This window comes from Variovorax sp. 05N34 (assembly GCF_056397405.1).
The window spans coordinates 30,673-54,092 of record NZ_JBFTNI010000005.1; the positions used below are offsets into that span (position 1 = coordinate 30,673).

Annotated in this window: 24 protein-coding genes; 4 read left to right on the forward strand and 20 right to left on the reverse strand. The window is 65.6% G+C overall.

Annotation, left to right across the window (positions count from 1 at the left end):
• The first annotated feature begins 120 nt into the window (after positions 1-120).
• The gene (gene atpE, locus AC1DMA_RS14805; RefSeq protein WP_478127401.1) at positions 121-363 is read left to right on the forward strand and encodes a F0F1 ATP synthase subunit C; all 243 of its coding nucleotides are present in this window, start codon (positions 121-123) and stop codon (positions 361-363) included.
• 27 nt (positions 364-390) lie between these two features.
• Here the strand turns inward: atpE and AC1DMA_RS14810 are convergent, their stop codons facing one another.
• From AC1DMA_RS14810 to gtdA, 6 genes are all read right to left on the reverse strand, one after another.
• Positions 391-1,503 (reverse strand): NADH:flavin oxidoreductase/NADH oxidase, encoded by a 1,113-nt coding sequence (locus AC1DMA_RS14810; protein WP_478144675.1) that lies wholly within the window; start codon positions 1,501-1,503, stop codon positions 391-393.
• 8 nt (positions 1,504-1,511) lie between these two features.
• Positions 1,512-2,429 carry an acyl-CoA thioesterase gene (locus AC1DMA_RS14815; RefSeq protein ID WP_478144676.1) on the reverse strand — a complete coding sequence of 306 codons (918 nt, stop codon included), beginning with the start codon at positions 2,427-2,429 and terminating at the stop codon, positions 1,512-1,514.
• 78 nt (positions 2,430-2,507) lie between these two features.
• Entirely contained in the window at positions 2,508-3,857 is a 1,350-nt protein-coding gene (locus AC1DMA_RS14820; protein ID WP_478144677.1) for an FAD-dependent oxidoreductase, read from the reverse strand.
• Positions 3,854-4,831 carry a Bug family tripartite tricarboxylate transporter substrate binding protein gene (locus tag AC1DMA_RS14825; protein WP_478127405.1) on the reverse strand — a complete coding sequence of 326 codons (978 nt, stop codon included), beginning with the start codon at positions 4,829-4,831 and terminating at the stop codon, positions 3,854-3,856. The genes AC1DMA_RS14820 and AC1DMA_RS14825 overlap by 4 nt, the downstream gene beginning before the upstream one ends.
• 87 nt (positions 4,832-4,918) lie before the next feature.
• Positions 4,919-5,623, reverse strand: coding sequence for a fumarylacetoacetate hydrolase family protein (locus AC1DMA_RS14830; RefSeq protein ID WP_478127406.1), 705 nt, complete (start codon positions 5,621-5,623; stop codon positions 4,919-4,921).
• Between the two features lie 77 nt (positions 5,624-5,700).
• A complete protein-coding gene (gene gtdA / locus AC1DMA_RS14835; protein ID WP_478127407.1) occupies positions 5,701-6,771 on the reverse strand; it encodes a gentisate 1,2-dioxygenase in 1,071 nt (356 codons plus the stop codon).
• A gap of 148 nt (positions 6,772-6,919) precedes the next feature.
• Between gtdA and AC1DMA_RS14840 the strand changes: the two genes are divergently transcribed.
• Both AC1DMA_RS14840 and AC1DMA_RS14845 read left to right on the forward strand, forming a co-directional pair.
• A complete protein-coding gene (locus tag AC1DMA_RS14840; RefSeq protein WP_478144678.1) occupies positions 6,920-7,834 on the forward strand; it encodes a LysR family transcriptional regulator in 915 nt (304 codons plus the stop codon).
• 43 nt (positions 7,835-7,877) lie between these two features.
• Entirely contained in the window at positions 7,878-8,324 is a 447-nt protein-coding gene (locus AC1DMA_RS14845; protein ID WP_478127409.1) for an acyl-CoA thioesterase, read from the forward strand.
• A 29-nt stretch (positions 8,325-8,353) separates the two neighbouring features.
• Here AC1DMA_RS14845 and fahA read toward each other — a convergent pair whose 3' ends face one another.
• Genes fahA through AC1DMA_RS14870 form a run of 5 tightly spaced genes read right to left on the reverse strand, consistent with a single transcriptional unit; the run spans position 8,354 to position 13,790 of the window.
• The gene (gene fahA / locus AC1DMA_RS14850; RefSeq protein ID WP_478144679.1) at positions 8,354-9,631 is read right to left on the reverse strand and encodes a fumarylacetoacetase; all 1,278 of its coding nucleotides are present in this window, start codon (positions 9,629-9,631) and stop codon (positions 8,354-8,356) included.
• Positions 9,628-10,947: a homogentisate 1,2-dioxygenase gene (hmgA, locus tag AC1DMA_RS14855; RefSeq protein ID WP_478144680.1), complete on the reverse strand. Its 1,320-nt coding sequence runs from the start codon at positions 10,945-10,947 to the stop codon at positions 9,628-9,630. Before hmgA ends, fahA begins: the two co-directional genes overlap by 4 nt.
• Positions 10,944-11,162 carry a DUF2783 domain-containing protein gene (locus tag AC1DMA_RS14860; RefSeq protein ID WP_478127412.1) on the reverse strand — a complete coding sequence of 73 codons (219 nt, stop codon included), beginning with the start codon at positions 11,160-11,162 and terminating at the stop codon, positions 10,944-10,946. Before AC1DMA_RS14860 ends, hmgA begins: the two co-directional genes overlap by 4 nt.
• 6 nt (positions 11,163-11,168) lie before the next feature.
• On the reverse strand, positions 11,169-12,827 hold the full coding sequence (locus tag AC1DMA_RS14865) for an FAD-dependent oxidoreductase (RefSeq protein ID WP_478144681.1): 1,659 nt from the start codon (positions 12,825-12,827) through the stop codon (positions 11,169-11,171).
• A gap of 3 nt (positions 12,828-12,830) precedes the next feature.
• Positions 12,831-13,790 (reverse strand): MBL fold metallo-hydrolase, encoded by a 960-nt coding sequence (locus AC1DMA_RS14870; RefSeq protein WP_478127414.1) that lies wholly within the window; start codon positions 13,788-13,790, stop codon positions 12,831-12,833.
• Between the two features lie 125 nt (positions 13,791-13,915).
• Between AC1DMA_RS14870 and AC1DMA_RS14875 the strand changes: the two genes are divergently transcribed.
• A complete protein-coding gene (locus AC1DMA_RS14875) occupies positions 13,916-14,749 on the forward strand; it encodes an IclR family transcriptional regulator (RefSeq protein ID WP_478127415.1) in 834 nt (277 codons plus the stop codon).
• Here AC1DMA_RS14875 and AC1DMA_RS14880 read toward each other — a convergent pair.
• From AC1DMA_RS14880 to AC1DMA_RS14920, 9 genes are all read right to left on the reverse strand, one after another.
• Positions 14,691-15,209, reverse strand: a complete 519-nt coding sequence (locus AC1DMA_RS14880) for a GFA family protein (protein WP_478144682.1) — start codon at positions 15,207-15,209, stop codon at positions 14,691-14,693. The two genes, AC1DMA_RS14875 and AC1DMA_RS14880, sit on opposite strands and share 59 nt — an antisense overlap.
• Before the next feature lie 10 nt (positions 15,210-15,219).
• Entirely contained in the window at positions 15,220-15,861 is a 642-nt protein-coding gene (locus AC1DMA_RS14885; protein ID WP_478144683.1) for a LysE family translocator, read from the reverse strand.
• A gap of 46 nt (positions 15,862-15,907) precedes the next feature.
• On the reverse strand, positions 15,908-17,377 hold the full coding sequence (locus AC1DMA_RS14890; RefSeq protein ID WP_478144684.1) for a DUF1501 domain-containing protein: 1,470 nt from the start codon (positions 17,375-17,377) through the stop codon (positions 15,908-15,910).
• 11 nt (positions 17,378-17,388) lie between these two features.
• A complete protein-coding gene (locus AC1DMA_RS14895; RefSeq protein ID WP_478144685.1) occupies positions 17,389-19,248 on the reverse strand; it encodes a DUF1800 domain-containing protein in 1,860 nt (619 codons plus the stop codon).
• A gap of 198 nt (positions 19,249-19,446) precedes the next feature.
• Positions 19,447-20,271, reverse strand: coding sequence for an orotidine-5'-phosphate decarboxylase (gene pyrF / locus AC1DMA_RS14900; RefSeq protein ID WP_478127420.1), 825 nt, complete (start codon positions 20,269-20,271; stop codon positions 19,447-19,449).
• A gap of 28 nt (positions 20,272-20,299) precedes the next feature.
• Positions 20,300-21,085, reverse strand: coding sequence for a uracil-DNA glycosylase family protein (locus tag AC1DMA_RS14905; protein WP_478144686.1), 786 nt, complete (start codon positions 21,083-21,085; stop codon positions 20,300-20,302).
• Complete coding sequence (locus AC1DMA_RS14910) at positions 21,082-21,663, reverse strand: GNAT family N-acetyltransferase (protein ID WP_478144687.1); 582 nt, start codon at positions 21,661-21,663, stop codon at positions 21,082-21,084. Before AC1DMA_RS14910 ends, AC1DMA_RS14905 begins: the two co-directional genes overlap by 4 nt.
• Positions 21,660-22,352 (reverse strand): tRNA (adenosine(37)-N6)-threonylcarbamoyltransferase complex dimerization subunit type 1 TsaB, encoded by a 693-nt coding sequence (gene tsaB, locus AC1DMA_RS14915; protein ID WP_478144688.1) that lies wholly within the window; start codon positions 22,350-22,352, stop codon positions 21,660-21,662. The genes AC1DMA_RS14910 and tsaB overlap by 4 nt, the downstream gene beginning before the upstream one ends.
• On the reverse strand, positions 22,345-23,352 hold the full coding sequence (locus AC1DMA_RS14920; RefSeq protein WP_478144689.1) for a DMT family transporter: 1,008 nt from the start codon (positions 23,350-23,352) through the stop codon (positions 22,345-22,347). The genes tsaB and AC1DMA_RS14920 overlap by 8 nt, the downstream gene beginning before the upstream one ends.
• Positions 23,353-23,420: the final 68 nt, after the last annotated feature.

Here is a 23,420-nt window from a genome sequence, read left to right on the forward strand (position 1 = left end):
GCTCCATGACCTGCGAGGTCATCGACGCTGCGCGCAGCCTCGGCGACATTGGATGCAAGCCGGAACCGAGGTGGTGCCGGCAGCAACAGGCCAACATCTCAGGGCCAACGAAAGAGCATCATGAACGGCTTCGACATCCTTCCCCTCGCTGTGGCCCTACTCATCGGCATTGCCGCGGTGGGCTCGTGCATCGGCATCGGCATCGTCGGGTCGAAGCTCCTCGAAGGCACGGCGAGGCAGCCGGAGCTCAAGGACACCCTGCAGACGCTGTTCTTCTTGATCGCGGGCGTGACCGACGGCGCATTCATCATCGCCACCGGCATCGGGCTTTGGTTCGCGACCGCCAACCCGTTCCGCGGCTAGGAACGCCGCCCACAGTGGCGGCATGGCCTATCGCTGACCGATGCGGGCGTCGCCGAACAGCGCCTTCAGTTCGCGAGGCTGTGAACGCCAATACTGCGGCGGCGCCTCGACCTGGGCACCGAGTTCGGCGGCCGCGCGCCACGGCCAGTGCGGCTCGAACAGCATCGCGCGGGCCAGCGCCACCAGATCGGCCTGGCCCGCTGCGACGATGGCATCGGCCTGCGATGGTTCAGTGACGAGGCCGACAGCGATGATCGGAAGATCGACCGCTTTCCTGATGCGCTCGGCCAGCGGGACCTGGTAACCGGGCGAGAGCGGGATCTTCTGTTGCGGCGACACGCCTCCCGAAGAAACGTGGACGAAGCTGCATCCCAGCGACGAAAGCGCCTTGGCAAAGGCGATGCTCTGCTCGACATCCCAGCCGCCGTCGACCCAATCGGTCGCCGAGAGTCGCACGCCGACGGCCATTCGGTCCGGCACGGCGGCCCGCACTGCGGAGAACACTTCCAGCGGGAAGCGCATGCGGTTTTCAAGCGAGCCGCCGTAGGCATCGGCGCGCTGGTTGGCAATGGGCGAAAGAAACTGATGCAGCAGATAGCCATGCGCCGCGTGCAGTTCGATCGCGTCGAGACCGAGAGCATCGGCACGCTGTGCCGCACGCACGAAGGCGGCCTTCACGCGCGCAAGGCCCCCGGCATCCATGGCGGCAGGCGGAGGTTCGCCCGCCGCATGCGGGATCGCGGAGGGCGCCACGGTCTGCCAGGCGCCTTCGTCCGGCGTCAGGCACTGGCCGCCTTCCCATGGCACGTGGCTCGATGCCTTGCGTCCCGCATGAGCGAGTTGAATGGCGACCGGTACGCGCGAATAGCGGCGGATTGCAGCCAGCACGCGTCCGAGCGCCGCCTGGTTATCGTCCGAATAGAGCCCGAGGTCACCCGGCGTGATGCGCCCGATCTCCTCGACCGCGGTCGCCTCGATGATGAGCAAGCCCGCGCCCGACAACGCAAGCTGCCCGAGATGGATCATGTGCCAGTCGGCAGCGTTGCCGTGCTCGGCGGAGTACTGGCACATCGGGGCAATCACGATGCGGTTGCGCAGGGTCAACGGACCCAGCGCGAAGGGGGAGAAGAGGGCGCTCATGGCGCCCGTTATATCGGCGCCGCTCGCCCCGCGCTCGACAAAGGGCTTCCCGTGGGCCGCACCCGCAGCATGCCCTCTTGAGCGGTCGAGGCGACGAGCCGCCCGTCGCGCGTGAAGATGCTGCCGCGGCACAGTCCCCGTGCACCGTTCGCGCTCGGCGAATCGACACAGTAGAGCAGCCACTCATCCATTCGGAAATCGCGATGAAACCACATCGCATGGTCGAGGCTGGCGGGCCGCACCTGCCCGCTCATGAAGCTCAGGCCGTGCGGCAGCATGGCGGCGCGCAGCAGACCGTGGTCGGACGCGTAAGCCAGCAAGGCGCGATGCACGAGGGGATCGTCCGGCAGCGGCGCGATCGCGCGCATCCAGACGCTGCTCTCGGACGAGCGAGGCGCCGGCGCGAGGAGGTCGTCGGGTTCGATGCGGCGGTACTCGATCCCGTGCGGCATCAGCGCCTTGGGACGCCACATGGCAGGCAGCCGGTCGCCGAGCGCCATGCGTTGATCGAGTTCGCTCGGCAGCCCGTCCGGACCTGCGGCTTCGGGCATCGGAAGTTGATGCTCGATGCCCTCGTCCACTGTCTGGAACGAAGCCGACATCTCGAAGATGATGCGCTCCTGCTGGCGCGCGACCACGTGCCGCGTCGTGAAGCTGCGGCCATCGCGCATGCGTTCGACCGCGTATTCAATGGGCGCATGCTCGCCGGGCAACAGGAAATAGGCGTGCATCGAATGGACCGGGCGCTCGGCACCCACTGTCTGGCAGGCGGCCATCAGCGCTTGCCCCAGCACCTGACCGCCGAAGACGGCCGGCGTGCCGATGTCTTCGCTCTGGGCCAGGAAGCGGTCGTTGCCCAGGGGTTGGAGGTTCATCAAGTCGACGAGGCTGTCGACGAGTCGGGAAGCGGTGGCGGGATCAGTCATCGGGAGAACGCAGGCAGCGCCGGAAAGACAAGCCTGCAACGATAGCAAAGAGCGCCCCGCCGTGGTGTCCCGCGCCGGTCAGCGATCCAGGTCGACCCCGTCAGCGGCCAGTTGGCCCTGGAGCGCGGTCACGTCGACCGTCGCGAAGCTGTCGCCACCCAGCGATGCCGCCGCGGTTCCGGCCGCCTGCCCCATCACGAAGCAGCCGCCGCTGGCCCGCGCCGCCGATTGGCCTTCGTGCGTCATCGATGCGCAGCGGCCCGCGACCAGAAGGTTGTCCACCCCGCGGGGCACGAGCATGCGCCACGGCAGTTGGTTGTAGGTGCGATTGCCATCGCGCGGGAAGGCCCACTCGATCTTGCCGGCAGCATGCATCTCCATCGGCCAGGCGTTGATGCCGATGCTGTCGTCGAAGCGTGCCGACGACAGGATGTCCTCGCCCGTCAGTGCATAGAGCCCTTGGACGCGCCGCGTCTCGCGAATGCCCACCTGGGGCGCGATCTCCACGATGGACGATTGTTCGAAGCCGGGCACTTCGGCCTTGAGGAATCGGAAGTATTCGCCGATCTGCCGGCGGCCTTCGGTTTCGCCGTCGCTGAGTTGCCGGGCGTCCACGCCGTTCATCGCACCGCCTTCGGCATTGCGGATCTGCGTCACGTTGGCGCGCCATTCTCGCGGGTCGATCTGCGGACGCAGGATCGCGCCCTCTCTCGGAAAGCTGTAGGCCTGCGGATCGCGCTCACGCGCTTTTGTCATCAGGTCGTTGATGGCCTTGAATTCGCCCACGGCGGCCAGCGCGCGCTGCGCGTCGACGTGGCCGATGCGAAACATGGTGGATGGGAACAATCCGCTGCCGTGGCCGTCGCCCACTTCGAAGGGCACACCGGCAAAGGCCGCCACGTCCGCATCGCCGCTGCCGTCGATGAAGGCATTCGCACGAATTGCCTGGCGGCCGGATTTCGTTTCGACTACCAGCGCGGCAATGCGATTGCCGTCCATGACCACCGCCGCGGCCAACGCGTGGAACAGCAGCTGCACGCCGGCGTCGAGCAATAGCTGATCGGCCGCGCACTTGTAGACGGAGGTGTCGTACGAACGCACGCGAATACGGCCCTGCATGCCGTCCTGCGGCTTGTTGAGGCCGCCCATGGCGTCGATGCGCGCGAGCAGGTCGTCCGCCACGCCATGCACGAGCAGCGTCATTTCGCCGTCGCGCTTGCCGTAGAGGCCCGCGAAGTTGGTCACGCCGCCGGCGGTGCCCATGCCCCCGAGGAAGCCATAGCGCTCCACCAGCAGCGTGCGCGCGCCGTGGCGGGCGGCGCTCACGCTGGCAGCGATGCCGGCAGGGCCGCCGCCGACCACGACCACGTCGTACTCGCCGAAGACCGGCAGGCTGCGTTGCGGTTCGATGACGGTGGACACGTTCATTGCAGCTTGATGCCGTTCGTCGAGATGATGCGGGTCATGATCGCGGACTCTTCCTTGACGCGTGCCCGCATGCCGTCAGGCGACGTGCCGACTGCCTGCCAGCCCTGATCGAACAACCGCTGGCGCACTTCGGGCGATTTCATGATGACGGCGAGTTCCTTGCTGATCCGGTCCTGCGCGGTCTTCGACAGATTGGCGGGGCCGAGCAGGGCGGTCCAGACTTCGAGATTGAAATCACGAACACCGGCTTCGGAGAGTGAGGGCACTTCAGGTGCCAGCGTGCTGCGCCCGCTCGTGAGGCCGATCGCCTTGAGCTTGCCGGCCCGCACCTGCGGCCATGCGACGCCCGGTGGGATAAGGGCCATCTGCACCTGGTCGCCCAGCAATCCGGTCACGACCTGTGGATTGCCTTGATAGGGCACGTGCTCGGCCTTCAGCCCAGGGACGCGGCTCTTGAGGAGCTCCATGCCCAGGTGGCCGACCGAACCGACGCCCACCGAACCGTAGCTCCACTTGTCGCCGCCCTTGCGCGCCGCATCGAAGAAGGCAGCGCCGCCGGGCAGGTTGTTCGGCGCGACCAGCATCAGCGGCGCGGTGGCGATCAGCGACAAGTAGGTGAAGTCCTTGGCCGGGTCGTAGGGCAGCTTGGGGTACAGCATCTTCGACGAGGTCAGATTGCCGTTGATCACGATGCCGAGGGTGTGATCGTCGGTCGCCTTCGCTACCAGGTCGGCCGCGATGTTGCCCGACGCGCCGGGCCTGTTGTCGACGATGACCGGCTGCCCGAGCGCCTTCGCCAGAGGCTCGGCGATGGTCCGTGCCGCGATGTCGGGGGTCGAACCGCCCGGAAAGCCAACGATCAAGCGGACCGGCTTGGTAGGCCATGCGGCGCCCTGTGCCATGGAAGCCAGCGGCAGAATGCCGGCGGCCAGGCCGCAGGCAGCGACAAGGAGAGCTCTCTTCGATGCGTGCATAAAGTGAAAGGGTTGAAAAAGCAAAGGGCCCAAGGATACGCCCCGCTGTGTCCAGACGTTACGAGGAGGTCTGCCGGAGCATGCGCTTCAGTCGACGCGAACGACGATCGGCTCCAGCCCCTCGATGTGCACCTTCATGGTCTGGGCCGGCTTCACCGCCCCCACGCCTTCGGGCGTGCCGGTGAAGATGAGATCGCCAGGCTGAAGTGCAAATAGCGTCGATAGGTTGGCAATGACTTCGTTGACCGACCAGATCAGGTTGCGCAGGTCGCTCTTCTGGCGGACCTCGCCATCGACCTCGAGTGTGATCGCACCTTGCGCGATCTCTCCCGAGTCAGCGAGCTTGCGCACCGCACCCACGGGCGCCGAAAAATCGAAAGCCTTGCCGATTTCCCATGGGCGGCCCTGTTCACGCATCTTCATCTGCAGGTCGCGGCGCGTCATGTCCAGGCCGACGGCGTAACCGTAGATGTGGCTGGCGGCGTCGGCCACGGCAATGTTTCTTCCGGCTTTGCCGATCAGGACGACCAACTCAGCCTCGTAGTGGTAATTGGCGGTCTGCGGTGGGTAGGGAATGTTCGCGGTCTTTCCAGCGGCCACCGGAACGATCGATGCGTCGTCGTTCGGCTTGCAAAAGAAGAAAGGCGGCTCGCGATCGGGATCGAAACCCATCTCGCGCGCATGCGCTGCGTAGTTGCGGCCGACGCAATAGACGCGGCGCACCGGAAACAGGTCGGACGAACCGGCGATGGGAAGGCCGACGACGGCCGGAGGAGAAACGACGAAAGACATGTGGGCTCCTGCCGCCTGTGCGGCACGTGGGTCGAAAAAATCGCTGACGAGCGCAGCGAACGATCAGGAATCCGGCGTCAGGAGTCCTGGAGGAACGCTTCGCGCAAGATGCCCATGGCCTGTTGCACAGGACGATCCGAAAAGCTGAACAGCACGGCATCGTCGGCTGCCGAGAGGCGCAGCGGCGCCCAGGAAGGCACGACAAAGGTGTCGCGCGGACCGAAGGCGAATCGCTGCCCGCCGATCTCGGCCGTGCCATGGCCTTCGACCACGCTGTAGACGGCGCCATCGGTCGCGCGATGCGTCTTGCCGGCAAACCCGGCCGGAAGAAGCTGCAGGTTGGTCGCGATGGTGGGCATCGGCGAGCCGCCCGTCAGCGGATTGATGTAACGCAGCTTGTGGCCCAGCCATGCGTCAGGCGCCTCCTGCCTTTGCAACTGCGCGAGTGCGTCGCGGCTGCGGGCGTAGGGATAGTTGAAGATCGGCGAGGTCGGCGAGCTGTGGTCATGCCGCACAGGCACCATGTTGTGGCCGAAGCGCGCGAGGCTGTTGCCCTCGGGACGGGCGACGTGCTGCACCTTTGCATCGGCGTTCTCTGCAAAGCCGGCATCGAAGAAGCGGAGCATCGGGATGTCCAGCCCATCGAGCCAGACCACCGGCTCGGTCACGCCTTCGATGCCTTCGTTGCCATGGTCGTGCCAGGCCCACGAAGGCGTGATGATGAAGTCGCCCGGGTACATGGTGGTGCGCTCGCCACCCACCGTGGTGTAGGCCCCCTTGCCGTCGACGATGAAACGCAGCGCCGATTGCACGTGGCGGTGAGATGGCGCGACCTCGCCCGGCATGATGAGCTGCAAGCCCGCGTAGAGCGATTGCGTGATCGATGAACGACCTGGAATCGCCGGATTCTCAAGCACCAGCACACGGCGCACGGCTTCTTCGGCAGTGATGAGTTCGGCCGATTCCATCAGCAGCGGGCGAATCTCGTCGTAGCGCCAGAGCGCGGGCACGCAGGGAGTCTGCGGTTCACGCGGCACCAGAGCGTGCAGCGATTCCCAAAGCGGCGTGAGGTTCAGCGGTCGGATGCGCTCGTAGTAGGCACGGCGTTCGGCGGCGTCCGTGTGCGCGGCTTGCGTAGCGGTGTTCATGGGATTTGTCTCCTGGCGATCGAAGCCCGAATGCGATTGTTGGCCGCACCTACTATTTGTTCAAGATGGACAACTCGATACCCACAATTGCGTTTTTAGATAATGCCCGTTCTGAAGTTCTGACGTTCTGAGCATTCCGGAGGCCCTCATGTCCAAACTCGATCTCGAATGGCTCGCCGTGTTCGACGAGATCTACAAGACCGGCAGCGTCTCCAAGGCCGCGGACCGCCTGGGCATGGCGCAGGCCGCAGCCAGCACCATGCTGAACAAGCTGCGCGCGCACTTCGATGACCGGTTGTTCGCGCGCACTGCGCAGGGCATGCAACCCACGCCCTATGCACAGCGGCTGTGCATTCATGTGCGCGAAGTGCTCTCCCAGCTCGACCAGGCGCGCGGCAGCCGCGGCGGCTTCGATCCGGGCGAGGCGCAGCGCACCTTTCGCATCTGCATGACGGACATCAGCGAAGTGGTGCTGCTGCCCCGGCTTCTGGACCATCTGCGGCGCTCAGCCCCTGGTGTGCACATCGAGACCGAAATCATCTCGACCGACAGCGGGCGCCGCCTGGAAGACGGCGAAGTCGATCTGGCGGTGGGCTTCATGCCGCAACTCGACGCGGGGTTCTACCAACAGACGCTCTTTGCGCAGAACTTCGTCTGCCTGGTGGCGCGGGACCATCCGCGCATCGGCGCGCGCCTCACGCTCAAGCGCTTCGAGGGCGAGGCCCATGCGGTGATCTCGTCCTCGGGCACCGGCCACGCCATCATCGACAAGACCATTGCGCGACTGGGCCTCACGCGCAACGTCGTGGTGCGCTTGTCGAGCTTCCTGAGCGTGGCGCGCATCGTGGCGCACACCGAGCTGATCGTGATCGTGCCGCGCATCCTCGGCGAAGTCCTCGTGACCCAGGAGCCGGTCAAGATGATGGATCCGCCCTTTGCACTTTCGACCTACGCGGTCAAACAGCACTGGCACGAACGCTTTCACGCCGACGCCGGCAATGCCTGGCTGCGACGCACGCTGGCGCAACTCTTTGGTGCCGACCCCGCCCCGGCGCTCGCATAATCCGCGAGGGCGTTTCATCGTTCAACTTATCGCCCAGGAATACATGTCGTCCATCACCCTGCGATTTCTGGCCGAGCCCAGCGCCGTCAATTTCGGCGGCAAGGTTCACGGCGGCACTGTCATGAAGTGGATCGACGAAGCCGGCTATGCGTGCGCGACGAGCTGGTCCAAGCGCTATTGCGTGACCGTGTTCCTCGGCAGCATTCGCTTCCACCGACCGATCATGATTGGCGACCTGGTGGAGGTAGAGGCCCGCCTGGCCTACACCGGCAACAGCAGCATGAACATCTCGGTCGAAGTGCGCAGCGGCGACATGAAGGGCGGCGAGATGCAGAAGACCACCGAGTGCCTGATCGTCTTCGTCTCCGTCGATTCGCATGGCCGTCCGTTGCCGGTCGATGCGTTCGCGCCAGGCACGCCGGGCGAAATGGCGCTGGCCGAGCGGGCGCGGGCGCATCTTGAAGCGTCGCGGGCGGCTGCCGGTACTTAGGCGCCGCTGACCGCTTGATCTTGTCGCAATCAGCCTATAGCGACCACCGTCCCACTCACCTCACCCAGCCCGATGCGCACCGCGCCTGCGCGCTCGCAATAGCCGCGCAGGCTCAGCGTGTCGCCGTCCTCGAGGAAGGCGCGGCGTTCGCCATTGGGCAGGGTGATCGGCTGCTTGCCACCCAGGGTGAGTTCCAACAGAGACCCCGCCTCGTCCGGATTCGGCCCTGACAGCGTGCCTGATCCAAGCAGATCGCCAGGCTGCAGATTGCAGCCGTTCACCGTGTGGTGCGTGACGAGTTGCGCAGCGGTCCAATAGGCAGCTTCCGTCGTGTTTCCGCGCGTGAGCCGCACAGCCGACTCGCCTGCGTCGCGCATCCTCGCGGTCTGCAGCCACACCTCGAGCGTGATGTCGAGCGCGCCGCTTTCGCGATTGGCAGGTGCATCGAGATAGGCCAACGGCTGCGGATCTCCTTCAGGGCGCGCAAACTTCGCACGGAAAGGCGCGAGCGCCTCCATGCTGACGATCCACGGCGATACGGTCGTCGCAAAATTCTTTGCCAGGAAAGGGCCGAGCGGCTGATATTCCCAAGCCTGCAAATCGCGCGCTGACCAGTCGTTGAGCAGCGTCACCCCGAAGAGATGCTGCTCGGCATCAGCGATGGCGATGGGCTCGCCCAAGGCATTGCCGCGGCCAACGACGAACCCGAGCTCCAACTCGTAGTCGAGCCGCTTCGATGGGCCGAAGCTCGGCGCCTGGGCATCGGGCGCCTTGGTCTGCCCCTGCGGGCGCTTGAACCGCTGGCCGCTCACGCCAATGGACGAGGCCCGGCCGTGGTAGCCGATCGGCACCCACTTGTAGTTGGGCATCAGAGGCTGGTCGGGGCGGAACAGCTTGCCGACGGTGGTTGCGTGATGAATGCCCGTGTAGAAATCGGTGTAGTCGCCAATGCGGCAGGGCACGGTCATCTCGACGGACGATTGCGCCGACAGGGCCTTGCTCCAGGCGGCCTGCTTCGGGCTGCCTTCGCGCAGCCCTTCGGAGATGGCGCTGCGCAGCGCCTGGCGTTCCGCTGCGCCTCGCCCCAGCAGCACGTTCATGTCGTCCGTATCGATGAGTCCGGCAGCCTTGAGATCAAGCACCTGATCGCCGATCGCGATCCCGATGCGAAAGCCCTCGCTGCTGCCAGCAGGCCGAAAGCGTCCGAAGGGCAGGTTCTGGATCGGAAAGTCGCAGCCGGCTTCGTTGGCCGATGACACCCAACTGCGCAGCTTCGGATCGTGTGTGGTGTTGATGGCGTAGGTCATGGGGTGAATTGATCCTTGAGGCCGGCCCAGCAGTCGGCGTAGTCGTTGTCGAGCGCCGGGCTCTTCATCGCGAATTCGGTGGGGATGAAGCGATAGCGGCTCTCGAACATGAAGGCGAGCGTGTTGTCGAGCTTCTGCGGCTTGAGCTCGCTGCGGCTCGCCTTCTCGAAAGCTTCTTCGTCGGGGCCGTGCGGAACCATGCAGTTGTGCAGGCTCGCACCACCAGGCTTGAAGCCGCCCGGCTTGGCGTCGTACTGCCCATAGACCAGCCCCATGAATTCACTCATGAGATTGCGGTGGTACCAGGGTGGACGGAAGGTGTCTTCCATGACGAGCCAGCGCGGCGGAAAGATCACGAAGTCGCAGTTGGCGGTCCCGGGCGTGTCGCTCGGCGAAGTCAACACTGTGAAGATCGAAGGATCCGGATGGTCGAAGCTGATCGAGCCGATCGTCATGAAATGCGCCGTGTCGTATTTCACGGGCGAAAGGTTGCCGTGCCAGGCGACGACGTTGAAGGGCGATTGCCTTGTCGGCGCCGACCAGAAGCGGCCGCCCGCCTTCTTGACGAGCTCGTAGGCCGCGCTCGCTTCCTCGAAGGCGGCGACGGGCGCCTGGAAGTCGCGCGCATTGGCAAGGCCGTTCGAGCCGATCGGGCCCAGCTCGGGCAAGCGGAATTGCGCGCCGTAGTTCTCGCAAACGTAGCCGCGGGAAGGTCCTGCGCCAGATTCCGAATCCGGCAGGCCGACCTTGAAGGCCACGCCTCGCGGCACCAGCGCAATCTCGCCGGGCTTGACGTCGAGCACGCCCATCTCAGTGGTGATTTCAAGACGACCCTGCTGCGGCACGAAAAGCATTTCACCATCGGCGTTGACGAAGGCGCGGCGCTCCATGGAGCGGTTCGCGATGTACACGTGCGCGGCGACGCCGGTCTGCGCTTCGGCATCGCCGTTGGCGGCGATCGTATGGACGCCATCGACGAAGTCGACGTTGGCGTTGTCCATCGGGATCGGCGCCCAGCGCAGCGGCTCGGGCGGCAGGAGCATCTCACGATCGGCACCGGTCTTCCATTGCGCCTGCGCGTAGGGCTTGTAGCGTCCGGACACCACGGAGGGCTGGCGCCGGTACATCCACGTGCGCCTGTTTTCGTGGCGCGGCGCGGTGAAGGCCGTGCCGGAAATCAGCTCGGGATACAGGTCGAAGGGCGCGCGCTGCGGGCTGTTGCGGCCTTGGGGCAAGGCGCCTGCGACGGCTTCGGTCGCGTATTCGTTGCCGAAGCCGCTTTGATAGCGGCGCTCGCCGGCGGATGCGTCGGTCATGGTGTCCTTTCTCCTTTGGGAGTCTCAGCGGCGCTCGAAGCGGCCTCAAGGGCTTGGCGAAGCACCGGCATCGAGCCGATGTGATTGGCGAGCACAAGCACGAGCCGGGCATTCAGAGCGTGGCTTTCTTCGGTCGACAAGCCCTGGTGTGCTTCGATCAGCGCCTCGTAGAAATCGTCGGGCGCGTCGAGGTTTGGGGTGGTGATGAGTTCCATCGTCTTCTATGCCTTTGCCAGGGCACGATCGCGCGCGGAACGCACGACGTGGGATGTGGGATGGCGCCAGCGCGCGCACACGTGCTGGTCGGGACGCAGCAGGTAAACAGTGCCGGAACGCGCGTCGTAGCGGCGAGCCGCGATTTCGCCTTCGCCCGTCGCGCTGACCCGCACCACGTGCAGCGGCACGTCGGCCTCTGCCAGTGCTTGCAGACTGTGTTCGGCCTCCTCGCCTTGGCCGAAAACCACAGCGGTGAAGCACGCAGCGCCCGCGGATGAGGCGGGACACAGCTCGCGCAGCAACCATCCGGCGGAGCCGTCGGCCCGAACGATCGGCGCATCGGCGGCGGGCGCACCAGGCGCCATCCGGCCGTCGAAAGCATCCTCGTCGGGCGTGTTCAACGGCGACTCGCTCAGCGTGCTCGGGACCGAGAGACGCCCGCTGTTGACCAGCGCCCGTGCGAAGGCATGGCGCTTGGAAAGTTCGAGCACGGCGTCTCGAAACAGGCTGCTGACTTCGCTCTTCGGCGTGATGAAGTCGGTGGCACGGGTCGAGTGGCGGATGTTCTCGTCGGCCGCGTATTCGCGCTCGCTCGCATAGCTGTCGAGCAGCGCGTCGGGTGCTTCGCGCCTGATGACGGCAGCCAGCTTCCACGCGAGGTTGTCCGCGTCCTGCACGCCCGAGTTCGCACCGCGCGCGCCGAAGGGCGACACGCCATGCGCCGAGTCGCCAGCGAACAGCACGCGGCCATGGCGAAAGCGCTCCATGCGTTGGCAGGCGAAGGTATAGACGCTGGCCCATCCGATGCTGAACTGCACGCGCTCATGGCCGATGCTGTCGAGCAATGCGCGCACGCGCGGGATGATGTTTTCGTGCTTGCGCTCTTCCACCGGATCGGCGTCCCAGCCAAGCTGGAAGTCGACACGCCACATGTTGTCGGCCTGCTTGTGAAGCAGCACGCTTTGGCCGGGATGAAAAGGCGGATCGAACCAGAAGCGCCGCTCGGTCGGAAGCCCCGCGTCCATGTTCACATCGGCGATCAGGAAGCGGTCCCGGAAGACGCGGCCCTTGGCCTCCTGTCCAAGCAGTTGCCGCAGGCTGGATCGCGAGCCATCGCAAGCCGCCACATAGTCGGCGGCGAGCTGGTAGTTGCCCTCGGGCGTCTCGATGGTGAGCAGCGCGTGCTCCGCATGCTGCGCAATGCCGACCACCTTGTTGCTCCAGCGGATGTCGATCAGCGGCAGCTCGGCGGCGCGCTCCGACAGATAGCCTTCGACGTAGTACTGCTGCAGGTTGATGAATGCCGGCCGCTCATGTCCCTCTTCGGGCAGCAGGTCGAAGTTGTAGACCTGCTCGTCCTTGAAGAACACCCTGCCGACCTTCCACGACACCCCTTTGGCCACCATGCGATCGGCGCAACCCAGCCGATCGAATATTTCGAGCGTGCGCTTTGCGAAGCAGATGGCGCGCGAGCCGGTGGACAGCGTGTGGTCGTTGTCGAGCAGCACCACCGGCACCTGCCGTTGCGCAAGATCGATTGCCAATGCGAGCCCCACGGGGCCGGCGCCGACCACCACGACCGGATGCCGCGCGGGCGGCGCGGCGTCCTGGTCCGCGTGGCGCCTGTAGTCGAAGTGCAGCGACTGATAGTCGACGCCCTGCATCGCTCAGCCTTCCAGCGCCTTCCACATTTCGATGTCGCGCTCGGCGGTCCAGATGCGCGGATCGACATGGCCCGACGCTTCGTCGTAGGCACGGCTCACGTCGAAGGGCATGCAATGGTCGAAGATGACCCACTGGCTGTACTTGGGCTTGAGCTTGGCATAGGTGTCCCTGTAGACCGCGTTGAGGTCGCGGCCGGCTTTGACGCCTTCCTGAACGCTGCTGTAGACGTCGGCGATGAAGCTGCGGGTGCCTGCGAGGCCCTTCGCCACTTGATCGGCGGTCGTCAGCGCGGCACCGCGCCCCGGAACGAGCGCCTTCGGCTTCAACGCGGCGATGTTGTCCAGCGTCTGCGGCCAGTCCTGGAAGTAGGCATCGCCGGCGTAGGGCGTGGCGTCGAACTCGACCAGGTCGCCGCTGAGCAACGCCCGCTCCTCCGGAAGCCAGACGACCGTGTCGCCCTTGGTGTGGCCGCGGCCCAGCTGGATGAGCTGCACTTCGAGCTTGCCCAGCCACAAGGTCATCTTGCCGGTGAACGTGATGGTCGGCCAAGTCATCCCCGGCGGCACGGTTTCGACGTTCTGGAACAGCCGGGGGAAGCGACCGATCTCGCTCGCCTTGTCTTGCTCGCCGCGCTCCACGATGAGGTCGCGCGTGTCCTGGCTGGCAATGATGTGCTCGGGCTTGTAGGCGGCGGCGCCGAGCACACGAACGGCGTGATAGTGCGTCAGCACGACGTACTTGATCGGCTTGTCGGTCACCTCGCGGATGCGCCGGACCACATCGGCCGCCATGGCGGGCGTGGCCTGCGTATCGGCCACCAGCACGCAGTCGTCGCCGATGATGATCCCGGTGTTGGGATCGCCCTCGGCCGTATAGGCCCAGGCGTGCTCGGAGATCTGGCTGAAGGTGATTTTCTTTTCTTCCAGATCGGCTTGGCTGGCGAATTTCTTGACCTCGGTCATCACGGGTCTCCTTGTAAAAATTTGTCTAACGTAAATTGATTCGGCGTAAACGAATGCGCGCAGTTTAGATCGCCAATCAGTTAATGTCTAATGCCTTCCGCAGAAACGAACAAAAGGGACTGGCGATGAGCACAGACAACGAGCGCAGCCAACGCGGCATCCAGAGCATCGAAGTCGGCGGGCAACTGCTTCGCGCCCTGGTCCACAACGGACGACCCATGGCGCTGAAGGACCTCGCGCGCGAAGCGGAGATGTCTCCCGCCAAGGCGCATCCCTACATGGTCAGTTTCGGCCGGCTGGGGCTCATCGAGCAGGATCGCGTCAGCGGCCACTATCTGCTCGGACCGCTCGCGTTGCAACTGGGGTTGATCAGCCTTCAGCAGGCGAACCCGGTTCACGTCGCCACGCCGCTGATCGCCGAACTGGCGCAGCAGATCGGGCAGACCGTGGCCATCGCCGTCTGGGGCGACCGGGGCGCCACCATTGTGCGGATCGCGGAATCGCCAGCGCCGCTGCACGTGAACATGCGGCACGGCACGGTGTTCTCGCTCACCAACACGGCGTCGGGCCGTCTGTTTGGCGCCTACCTGGATCCAGCGGTCGTCAAGCAACTGCTCGAGGACGAACGCCGGCGCGAGCGCAAGGGCGCGGCCACGGCGCACGCTCCCCGGCGAGGCATGCCGCCAGCGCGACCTCTGCCGAGCTGGCAGGATTTCGAGTCGCAATTGCGCGAAGTCCGCAGCCACGGCGTCAGCCGCTCGGACGGCGAAATCCTGCCCGGTGTGAGCGCGATGTCAGCGCCGGTCTTCGATCACACCGGAGCCATCTCGCTGGCGCTCACGGCCATTGGGCCGTCCGCCATCTTCGACACGGATTGGGACGGCGAGATCGCGCTCGCCCTCAAGGCGTGCGCGGATCAGGTGTCGCAGCGGCTGGGCGCTTCGGCTTCAAGGCCTTGACCCGTTCCAGGCTCTCCGCCGGCCAGTACTGCGAGCCGCTGTAGTACTCCGCAGTCGCCGGTACGCCCGCCGGCAGCACGACCCAAGGCTGCTTCGAAGCCGTGTAGATGTGGATGTCTGGCGGCAGGGCGTCGGGCGAATCGAGCGTGCCGACGCGAACGAAAGCGATCGCCTCGCCCGCGCCTGCATAGTGGCTCCACAGGGCGACCCGGCATTGCGAACAGCGCGCGATCTTCTGGCCTTTGCCGCTCAGCGAAGGGGTGTCGACCATTTCCACGTCGCCTTGCAGCAACTGCAAGCGGTCGCGTTCGATCAGCGCGTTGATTGCAAACGCACTGCCGCTCTCGCGCTGGCACCAGCGGCAATGGCAGCAGTTCACGAAGAGCGGTCGAGTCGCCATGCGGTAGCGGACTGCGCGGCAGGTGCAGCCGCCTTCCATTGGGAACGGATCGGTGCTCATCGATTTCCTTTCAGGCGCGTTGGGCTGTAGCCAGAAGCCGCAGGCCCAGGCAGACCATGACCGTGCCGGCGAACCTGTCCGCCCAGGCTTTGTACCGGAGATAGGTTTTCTGGGGCCCACTCGCGGAGAGGGCCAGCGCCACCAGCGCATACCAGCTCGTTTCAAGCGCGAAGACCACCGCCACGATGCCCACTGCGAAACCGAGCGAAGGCGTCGGCGGAAGGAATGCGGCGAAGACGCTGGCGTAGACGATCGCCGTCTTCGGATTGCTCAGTTGCGTCGCCAATCCAAGCAGAAACGCGCGGCCCGCCTGACGCTTCGCTCCACCCGCACCCCGCGCTGATGAACCCATCGACAAAGGTTGGCTCGCGCCGAGCCAGATCCGCACGCCGAGATAAGCAAGATAAAAACCGCCCGCGGCCTTGAGGACCACATAGAGCGTCGGCACGGCCAGCAGCAACGCCTGCAGCCCGGCCAGTGCAGCAAGCGCAAAGCAGGCCCCGCCCAGCCCCATTCCGAATGCCGCCGCCACGCCTTGCGAGCGCGAAAGCGACACGGCCGTGCGCGCGACCATCACGAAGCTGGGCCCCGGGCTCACCACGCCGACCGCCAAAGCGCCGGCGATGCCAAGAAGTGGAAGTAACTGAGTCAATCGTGGCTCCTTGCCTTCATCGGGCCAGGAGATTACTCCAGTCGCCTCAGCCCATGAAGCCCAGGTTCTTCGGATACTCGAGACCGTTGAAGTTGCCGCCAAAGTTCTTCAGGTTCGGCAGGATGCCCGGCAGATCGATGTCCGGCACGCCGAACCACCTGGCCAACGTTGCACCGTACTGATCGACCGAGGTCGTGGGAATCAGCCGCCCCTGCCCCACGTGCCCTTCGTAGCCGGCGAGCTTCGGGTCGTTGTTGATGCTCACCACCTGCGGCGTGCCATAGAACTGCTTGCCTTTGACCGCGCCGCCGACGACGAAGTGATGGCTACCCCAGCCGTGATCGGAGCCATCGCCATTGCTCGCCAGCGTGCGGCCGAAATCCGACGCCGTGAAAGCCGTGACCTTGTCCCCGACGCCCAGCGCCTCCATCTGGCGATAGAACGCAACCAGCGCATCGCTGAGCTGCTTCATCAGGCCTGGCTGGTTGGCGATCAGGTTGTCGTGCAGATCGAACCCACCCATGGACACGAAGAAAACCTGCCGCTTCACGCCGAGCGCGGCACGCCCGCGAATGACACGCGAGACCATCTTGAGCTGGTTCGCGAGCCCGGTGGTCAGTCCCGCGAAGGTGTCGTTGGTGAAGGTGGCCGGGGCAATGGCCGCCGTCACAGCCGTTTCGGCTTCCACCGCGCGTCGGGTCACGCGGTTGTATTCGTTCTCTAGCGCGTGGGTGCGCGCCTCCTGCACGAGTTGCGCCATGGCGGACTTGACCGAGGCCGATCCGAAGACCGTGTTGCTCTTCACGCTGCCGATGCCGACGGCGCCGTTCGTGCTGACCTGGTATTGCAGGGCGGTGTCGCCCGAGAGAAACACCGCATTGCCCGCGACGGACATGCAGGTGAACAACGAGGTCGTGTTCTGCGACAGCGCGAGGTCGCCGAGATTGCCGCCCCAGCCTACCGTCGAGCCTTCGGGCGAAGAGGACTGCCAGATCGACTGCTGGTCGTTGTGTGAAAAGAGTTTGGGCGGCTGCGGATAGAGCTTCTTGTTGCTGTTGTTGTACTGGGCGCGCGTGAGCGGGACCACGAGCGGCCCGACGTTGAGCTGCACTGCCACCTTGCCTTCGGTGTTGAAAAGGCCCGCCAGTTGCCCCATCGATGGATGCAGCGCGTACTGGCGTGCATCGGCCAACGCAGTCGTCGGCGTGAGCAGCGTCGAGTCCAGAGCGGCCTTGGCGATGGCGATCCCATTGGCCGCCTGCGGCACACGAATGGTGCTGTAGGCGTTGTAGCTGGGGTCGTCATAGGTGACGACGGTGTTCGCATAGTCGTTGCCGCCGAAGAGGAAAACGCACACCAGCGCCTTGTAGTCGTCCGAGGAAGCGGCCTGCGCGGCGGCTTCGCCCATCGCCGCAAGATTGAGCGCAAAGGGCAACGCGGTGCCCGCCATGGCAAGCTGGCCGGAGCGGCGCAGAAACGCGCGGCGCGTATGGGCGGCAGAATCGATCAGGTACATCGCGCGGTCCCTTATTTCTGGATGAGATACGAAGGCGCTGCCAGCACCATGAGCACGGCGCCATACACGCGATTGAGCTTGACGCCGTCGGCGCTGGATGCCGTCACGGCCGGTGTGGCGAGGGCCCCGACGATCAGCGCGACGGTCGCCACTGAAAGCTGGTTGCCCGTGAGCAGCAGGTTCAGTCGCTTCACCAGCGCGGCCGGATCGAGCATCAGCGCGAGTTCATTCGAATAGGTGGCGTTGACGTCCTTGGTCGTCCTCTGGAGCGCGCCCTGCATGTAGTTGATGTAGCCGCCGACGCTTGTCTCGTTGACCAACTGGAATTCCGGCGCGACCATCTTCGCGCTCGCGATCGCGGTCGAAGGCGGCACGTAGCCGGGTCTGAAGTAGTTGAAGACCGAAGGCGAACGCAACGGGCTCTGCCCGAGCTGCGCGTCCGACCGCGAGAGATCACCGATCTTCCAGTTGCCGGTCGCCGAGTCGGCGCCGAAGGTGCGCGCCCATTGCACGAATCGCAGCATGGGCTCGCGCAAGCGTCCGAAGTTCGGGTCGGTCAAGCCGGCCGGGCTGCGCGCTTCGTTGTCGAGCACCACCGCGGCGCACACGCTCTTCATGTCCCCGCGCACGCCACTTCCGTTGTCTGCAAAGACATCCGCAACGCGCTTGACGTAAGCCGGGCTCGGGTTGCTGGTGACGAGCCGCTGGATCAACTGCTTGCCGATGAATGGGCCGACATTCGGGTGATTGAAGAGCGTGTCGAGCGCGATCTTGAGCGCGGCCTTGCCATCCGTTCCGGCCGGCACCGTGGCGCCGAGGAACTTGGCTTCGAGCGTGGAATGCTTCGAGGCTGTCAGTACCATCGGCCGCTTCGTCCACGCATTGCTCTCGACGCTGCCGCTCGTCCGGACGACGGCACCTGCGGATCCGTTTTTCTCGTCCGTGCGGACGTCGACGTCATAGCCCGTGAAGACACGCGCCAGGTTCGTGACGTCGTCGAGTGTGTAGGTGTCGAGGGGCGCGCCATCGGCACCGGTCTTGACGGTGCCGTCGGCGTTGAGTTGGTAGAGGCCGATGGTCATCAGCTGCATGACCTCGCGGGCGTAGTTCTCGTCCGGCTGGCGTCCCTGGGCGTTTTCCTTCTGGTTGCCCTTGGTATTGAGGTAGTAGCCCATCGCCGGGTTGAGCGTCACGTCTTCGAGCAGTTGCCGGAAGTTGCCGGTCACGCCCTTCACGAGCGTGTCCCAGTACTGCGCCATCATGTGATCGGTCCAGTTGGAACCAATATCCAATAGCGACACGACGAAGATTTCCGTGAACGCCAGCGCCATTCGCTTGCGAAAACCATCAGGCGCGGTGATGAGCTGGTTCCAGATCATGTCGTCGGCGTTGACGGTGCCGTAGGTCTTGCTCGACAGCCAGTCCCAGCCGGTCTGCGTCGGCGCCCGGTCGACCTGTTCGCCGAGCCACGGCAGGTAACCCCTGTTCCGCACGGCCGCGATATCCGCATCCGAGGCCGAGAACTGCGATTGCAGGAGAAAGCGAGCGGCCTCTTCGTCGCTCCTGGCTTGCGTATAGACATAGCTTTGCGCGGTGGGTGTGGCGCCCAGGCCTGTCAGCGAGCCTGCCTGCACGGTCGCGCTGCCGCTGCCACCTTGCACCGAAAAGGCGCCGGCCCCGCCGCCGCCTCCCCCGCCGCCTCCGCAAGCCGCGAGTGCCGCAGCCGCAGAGAGTGCGGCGACAAGCGGTACAGGGCGCTCTGGCACTTCCGGTCGGAAGGCGCGCGATGGTTGTGCGTGTACGGGCGTTTCGCGCGCGCACGTCGATTCGTCGGTCGGCACGGCGCGACCGCTTGCAATGTCTTCCACCATGGGATTCCTCACTCCTCGGCGCTCCGGCGCCGATCTCGTGAGGCAAATGCCGTGCCGGTAACTGGGCCGACTCAAAGCACGGAAAGTGAGTCGTTAAGGACTAATCAGTCCCGCATCAAACCCGCGCGAATGTGAAGAATTGTGACTTTTTCGTCAGATTCGCGTCATCGATGCCTGCAGGGTGACGCGGAATGTCGCTCAGGCTTTGGCAGCTTCGAGCCCGTCACGCGTCCGGTTCGCTTCCCTTCGGGCCGCTTCGGCGAAGTCGTCGCCAGCCGAGGCGTAGCAGATAGCGCGAGACGAATTGACGACGATCGGCGCATCGGCTCGCCACCCGGCCCGAACCGTCGCGACCGCATCCCCACCCTGGGCTCCGACGCCTGGAATCAGCAACGGCACCGTCGGCGCAAGTACCCGTACGCGCTCGATTTCCGCCGGATAGGTCGCCCCGACCACCAAGCCGAGCTGCCCGTTCAGGTTCCACGGACCCTGCGCCAGACGCGCAACATGCTCGTACAGGAACGGCTCGCCCGTGATTCCCGCCAGACGCTGGCCCTGCAGGTCGGCACCGCCGGGATTGCTGGTGCGGCACAGCAGGAAGGCCCCCTTGCCCTGATGCCGCAAATAGGGCTCGACGGAATCGAAGCCCATGAAGGGCGAGAGCGTGACGGCATCGGCGCCATAGCGCTCGAAGGCCTCCCGCGCGTACTGCTCGGCCGTCGAGCCGATATCGCCGCGCTTGGCGTCCAGGATTGTCGGCACGTGGGGCGCATTGCGGCGCATGTGCTCCATGAGCCGCTCAAGCTGCACTTCGGCCCGGTGGGCTGCGAAATATGCGATCTGCGGCTTGAAGGCAATGACGAGATCGGCTGTGGCATCGACGATGCGCGCGCAGAAGTCGTAGATCTTGCTGGCGTCGCCCTTCAGATGGGCGGGGAATTTCGTCGGTTCGGGGTCGAGGCCGACGCACAGCAGCGAGCCGTTTTGGCGCTCGGCGGCGCGCAGCTTGTCCAGGAAGGTCATGAGGCGGAATTTTAGGCGCCGCCGGACCTCAGCCCGACGGCGCCAGTTGCTCCGCCGCGAGACAGAGATCGGCCCACGCGCGGGCCTTGTCCAGCGGGTTGCGCAGCAGGTAGGCAGGGTGATAAGTTGCAACGACGGGCACCATTTCCGCGCCCGGAACCAGCGCGACGGGGACCACACGCCCGCGCAGCTTGCCGAGTGGATCTCCGCTTTGCATGAGGGTTTGGGCCGCTAATGGGCCAAGGGCGAGCACCAGGCGAGGCGCCAACACCGGGACGCAATCCGCCAGTGCTTCGTCCAGAGGCCGCGGACTGGTGGGTTGACCCGAAACGACGCCGCGATGGGTCCGCATCAGGTGGACCGGCGCTTCCCCGTCTTGTAGTTGCAGTGCACGCAGCATGTTGTGCAGCAGACGGCCTGCATCGCCAGCGAACGGTTCGCCGTGGCGGCCGTCGAGTTCGGGAGGCATGTCGGCGATGATCAGCCAGCCGCCTTCTGAAGCGGCTTCGCTGCCGAAGAGGCGCCGCGGTGTGTCCGAGAGCACGGCGGCAGCCCCTTGCCTTGCCGCAATCGGCGCTCGAGCTTCCACCGCCGGCGCGGCGGCCGGCACCGAGGACCTTTGGACAGGCGACGGCGCGAGCTCGGGAGCCGGCCGCGATGGCGCATCGGCATCGGCATCGACGGCGACCGGCGGCTCGACCTTGGCAAGTTCGCCAGCCCCGCCGGCCGCGCCAGCCCCATTGGCATCCGTCCTGGGCCACCAGAAGAGCTTGATGCCCATCTCGTCCAGCATCGCGCGTTGTCGTGGCGTCATTTCAGCCCTCCCCAGGCGCTGTTGGATTCGTTGAGCCGCAGGCTCATCACCACGGCATCCTCGCGGGCGCCGGCATGCGCGGGGTAGTAGCCCTTGCGCAGCCCGACACGGCGAAAACCGTTGCGTTCGTAGACGGCCAATGCGCGCAGGTTGCTCGCGCGTACTTCGAGCCAGAGCCATTGCGCACTCAGGCCGCGAGCCCAGCCGGCGAGTGCCTCCAGCATCAAAGGCGCCCATCCCTGGCGCTGAAACGCGGGCGCGACGGTGATGTTGAGCAAGTGGACCTCGTCGACACCCTTCATCGCCACGAAATAGCCAATGATGGTTTCATCGACGGTGCGCGAAGCGACGCGACTCCATAACGCGCGCATGCCGCCTGGCGTCGGCGTGGAGCCTTCTTCGGCGCCAGGGCCTACAAGGCACTGGCAGTGGTAGCCAGCGGCCATCGAATCGGTGAAGTTGGCAGCCGTCCAGGGATGGGTGTAGGCCGCCTGCTCGATGGCGCAGATGGCAGGCACCCGCTCGCTTGTAATCGGCTCAAGGCGGGCTTCGCGCGGTTCAAGAAGGACGGCACTCATGTCTGAACGGGGGTGGTTGCCGCCTTGATGGCGGCACGCTCTTCGGTAGTCTGCGCCACTTTATCGCGAACGTAGAGAGGCCATGCCTCGGCCGGCGCGACGGTACGGCCTTGCGCAAGCAGCGCGGGCGCGAGGCGCAGCATCGCGGCCGCCGTCGGGAGCACGTTGTGTCTCGGTCCAGCATGCGGCAGACGGTCGCCATAGGCAGCGAAGGCATTGCCGGCCAAGACCCAGCCCTCCGGCACGACGACGGTTTCCGGCGCCAGCAATTCAGCCTCGCTGGCAATCACTTCGATGCCAAGGTCGTAGCTGGCCGTGTAGACCTGCTCCATGCGCGCGTCCAGAACCACGACCACGCGCGTCGCGCCGAAACAATGGCGCGCCTCTTCGGCGACGGCGTGCAACGTGTCGATAGGCAACAGTCGCACACCGGCGCCATAGCCCAGGCCCTGCGCGACCGAGCAAGCGGTGCGCAGTCCGGTGAAGGAACCGGGCCCTCGACCGAACGCGATGGCGTCGAGTTCGCGCAAAGACAGCCCGGCATCGGCGAGCAGTCGCTGAATCAGCGGGATCAAAGTCGAGGACGACTGTGCGCCGCCGATGCCGCTGTGCTCGAGCAACACATCGCCATGGCGCACCGCGATCGAGAGCGATTCGGTGCTGGTGTCGAAGGCGAGCAGCTTATGCATCGGCGCATCCTCCCACGGGCACGGCGCCTTTCGGCGGAGGATTCGCCACCCGGCTGCGCTGAACCCCGAAAAGGATGCCGGCAGTCACCAACAGAAGCCCCGCGACAAGATTCCAATACAGCGGCTCGTCCAGGAAGGCCACCGCTCCGAGCGCCGAGAGGCCGGGCACCAGCGCAGTGATCATGGTGGAACGAACCGGACCGAAGTGCTGGATCATCCGCGTGAAGGTGATGCCCGAGATGACGACCGAGCCGACGCCCTGGAACAACATCTGGAACAGGACTTCGCCGATGGGCGCGCTGCCGAGCCGGCTCGCGATCACTCCGGACGCCGCCAGCAGGGCGTAGACCGGCACATAGGTGATGAAGGCGAACACCGTGATGGCGATGGTCGCCCGCACCGCCTCGAGGGCGTGCCTGCGCGCCAGCACGCTGTAGCTCGCCCAGCAGAAGGCGGCCGTCATGAAGAGCAGATCGCCCTTCCAGATGGCGCCGCCCTGCAGCGCGTGAAGCAGGCTCGCCCCGCCGACGAAGAGATCGCCCACCACGATCAGTGCCAAGCCCAGGGCGCGGCCGGGCGTGATCCGATCGCGCAGGACGACAGCGGCGAGCAGCGCCGTCCACAGCGGAAGGCTGCCCGGCATCAGCACTGAAGCATGAATGGCGGGCGCAAAGAAAAATCCGCTGTAGGCCAGCAGCGGGTAGCCCAAACCGCCCACCACGCCGGCGAGGATGGTCAGCCGCAGCGAAAGCGGCGACAGCCCGAAAAGCGAGCTCTCTGCCGCCGGATCGCGCTGCCGCGCGCGCATGACCAGCCAGGCGCCCCAAGGCAGGAGCACCAGGCCAGCGCCGCTGATGCGCGCGAATGCGATGTCGAAAGGCGTCAGCGACCGCGCCGCCGAAGCGCGCGCGATGACGATGAATGCGGTCCAGACCAGGACGGTGACGATGGCCGCGCCGAGGCCGATGGTGCGCGGAGAAAATCGGGGAGCGGCGGGCATCGGGCGATTATCGAGGGGCGTCGGAATTCGCGTCTTGGAAGGCTCATGTCGCCCTTTTTCGCTCCCCG

Coding starts and splice junctions, on each gene's coding strand:
- AC1DMA_RS14815 (WP_478144676.1), bottom strand. CDS start 2,429: ATGACTGATCCCGCCACCGCTTCCCGACTCGTCGACAGCCTCGTCGAC.
- AC1DMA_RS14890 (WP_478144684.1), bottom strand. CDS start 17,377: ATGTACCTGATCGATTCTGCCGCCCATACGCGCCGCGCGTTTCTGCGC.
- AC1DMA_RS14860 (WP_478127412.1), bottom strand. CDS start 11,162: ATGGAACTCATCACCACCCCAAACCTCGACGCGCCCGACGATTTCTAC.
- pyrF (WP_478127420.1), bottom strand. CDS start 20,271: ATGACCTTCCTGGACAAGCTGCGCGCCGCCGAGCGCCAAAACGGCTCG.
- AC1DMA_RS14825 (WP_478127405.1), bottom strand. CDS start 4,831: ATGCACGCATCGAAGAGAGCTCTCCTTGTCGCTGCCTGCGGCCTGGCC.
- AC1DMA_RS14820 (WP_478144677.1), bottom strand. CDS start 3,857: ATGAACGTGTCCACCGTCATCGAACCGCAACGCAGCCTGCCGGTCTTC.
- AC1DMA_RS14810 (WP_478144675.1), bottom strand. CDS start 1,503: ATGAGCGCCCTCTTCTCCCCCTTCGCGCTGGGTCCGTTGACCCTGCGC.
- AC1DMA_RS14870 (WP_478127414.1), bottom strand. CDS start 13,790: ATGACCGAGGTCAAGAAATTCGCCAGCCAAGCCGATCTGGAAGAAAAG.
- fahA (WP_478144679.1), bottom strand. CDS start 9,631: ATGACCTACGCCATCAACACCACACACGATCCGAAGCTGCGCAGTTGG.
- AC1DMA_RS14830 (WP_478127406.1), bottom strand. CDS start 5,623: ATGTCTTTCGTCGTTTCTCCTCCGGCCGTCGTCGGCCTTCCCATCGCC.
- AC1DMA_RS14905 (WP_478144686.1), bottom strand. CDS start 21,085: ATGACGCCACGACAACGCGCGATGCTGGACGAGATGGGCATCAAGCTC.
- gtdA (WP_478127407.1), bottom strand. CDS start 6,771: ATGAACACCGCTACGCAAGCCGCGCACACGGACGCCGCCGAACGCCGT.
- AC1DMA_RS14880 (WP_478144682.1), bottom strand. CDS start 15,209: ATGAGCACCGATCCGTTCCCAATGGAAGGCGGCTGCACCTGCCGCGCA.
- AC1DMA_RS14910 (WP_478144687.1), bottom strand. CDS start 21,663: ATGAGTGCCGTCCTTCTTGAACCGCGCGAAGCCCGCCTTGAGCCGATT.
- AC1DMA_RS14845 (WP_478127409.1), top strand. CDS start 7,878: ATGTCGTCCATCACCCTGCGATTTCTGGCCGAGCCCAGCGCCGTCAAT.
- AC1DMA_RS14875 (WP_478127415.1), top strand. CDS start 13,916: ATGAGCACAGACAACGAGCGCAGCCAACGCGGCATCCAGAGCATCGAA.
- AC1DMA_RS14895 (WP_478144685.1), bottom strand. CDS start 19,248: ATGGTGGAAGACATTGCAAGCGGTCGCGCCGTGCCGACCGACGAATCG.
- atpE (WP_478127401.1), top strand. CDS start 121: ATGAACGGCTTCGACATCCTTCCCCTCGCTGTGGCCCTACTCATCGGC.
- tsaB (WP_478144688.1), bottom strand. CDS start 22,352: ATGCATAAGCTGCTCGCCTTCGACACCAGCACCGAATCGCTCTCGATC.
- hmgA (WP_478144680.1), bottom strand. CDS start 10,947: ATGACCGACGCATCCGCCGGCGAGCGCCGCTATCAAAGCGGCTTCGGC.
- AC1DMA_RS14865 (WP_478144681.1), bottom strand. CDS start 12,827: ATGCAGGGCGTCGACTATCAGTCGCTGCACTTCGACTACAGGCGCCAC.
- AC1DMA_RS14840 (WP_478144678.1), top strand. CDS start 6,920: ATGTCCAAACTCGATCTCGAATGGCTCGCCGTGTTCGACGAGATCTAC.
- AC1DMA_RS14920 (WP_478144689.1), bottom strand. CDS start 23,352: ATGCCCGCCGCTCCCCGATTTTCTCCGCGCACCATCGGCCTCGGCGCG.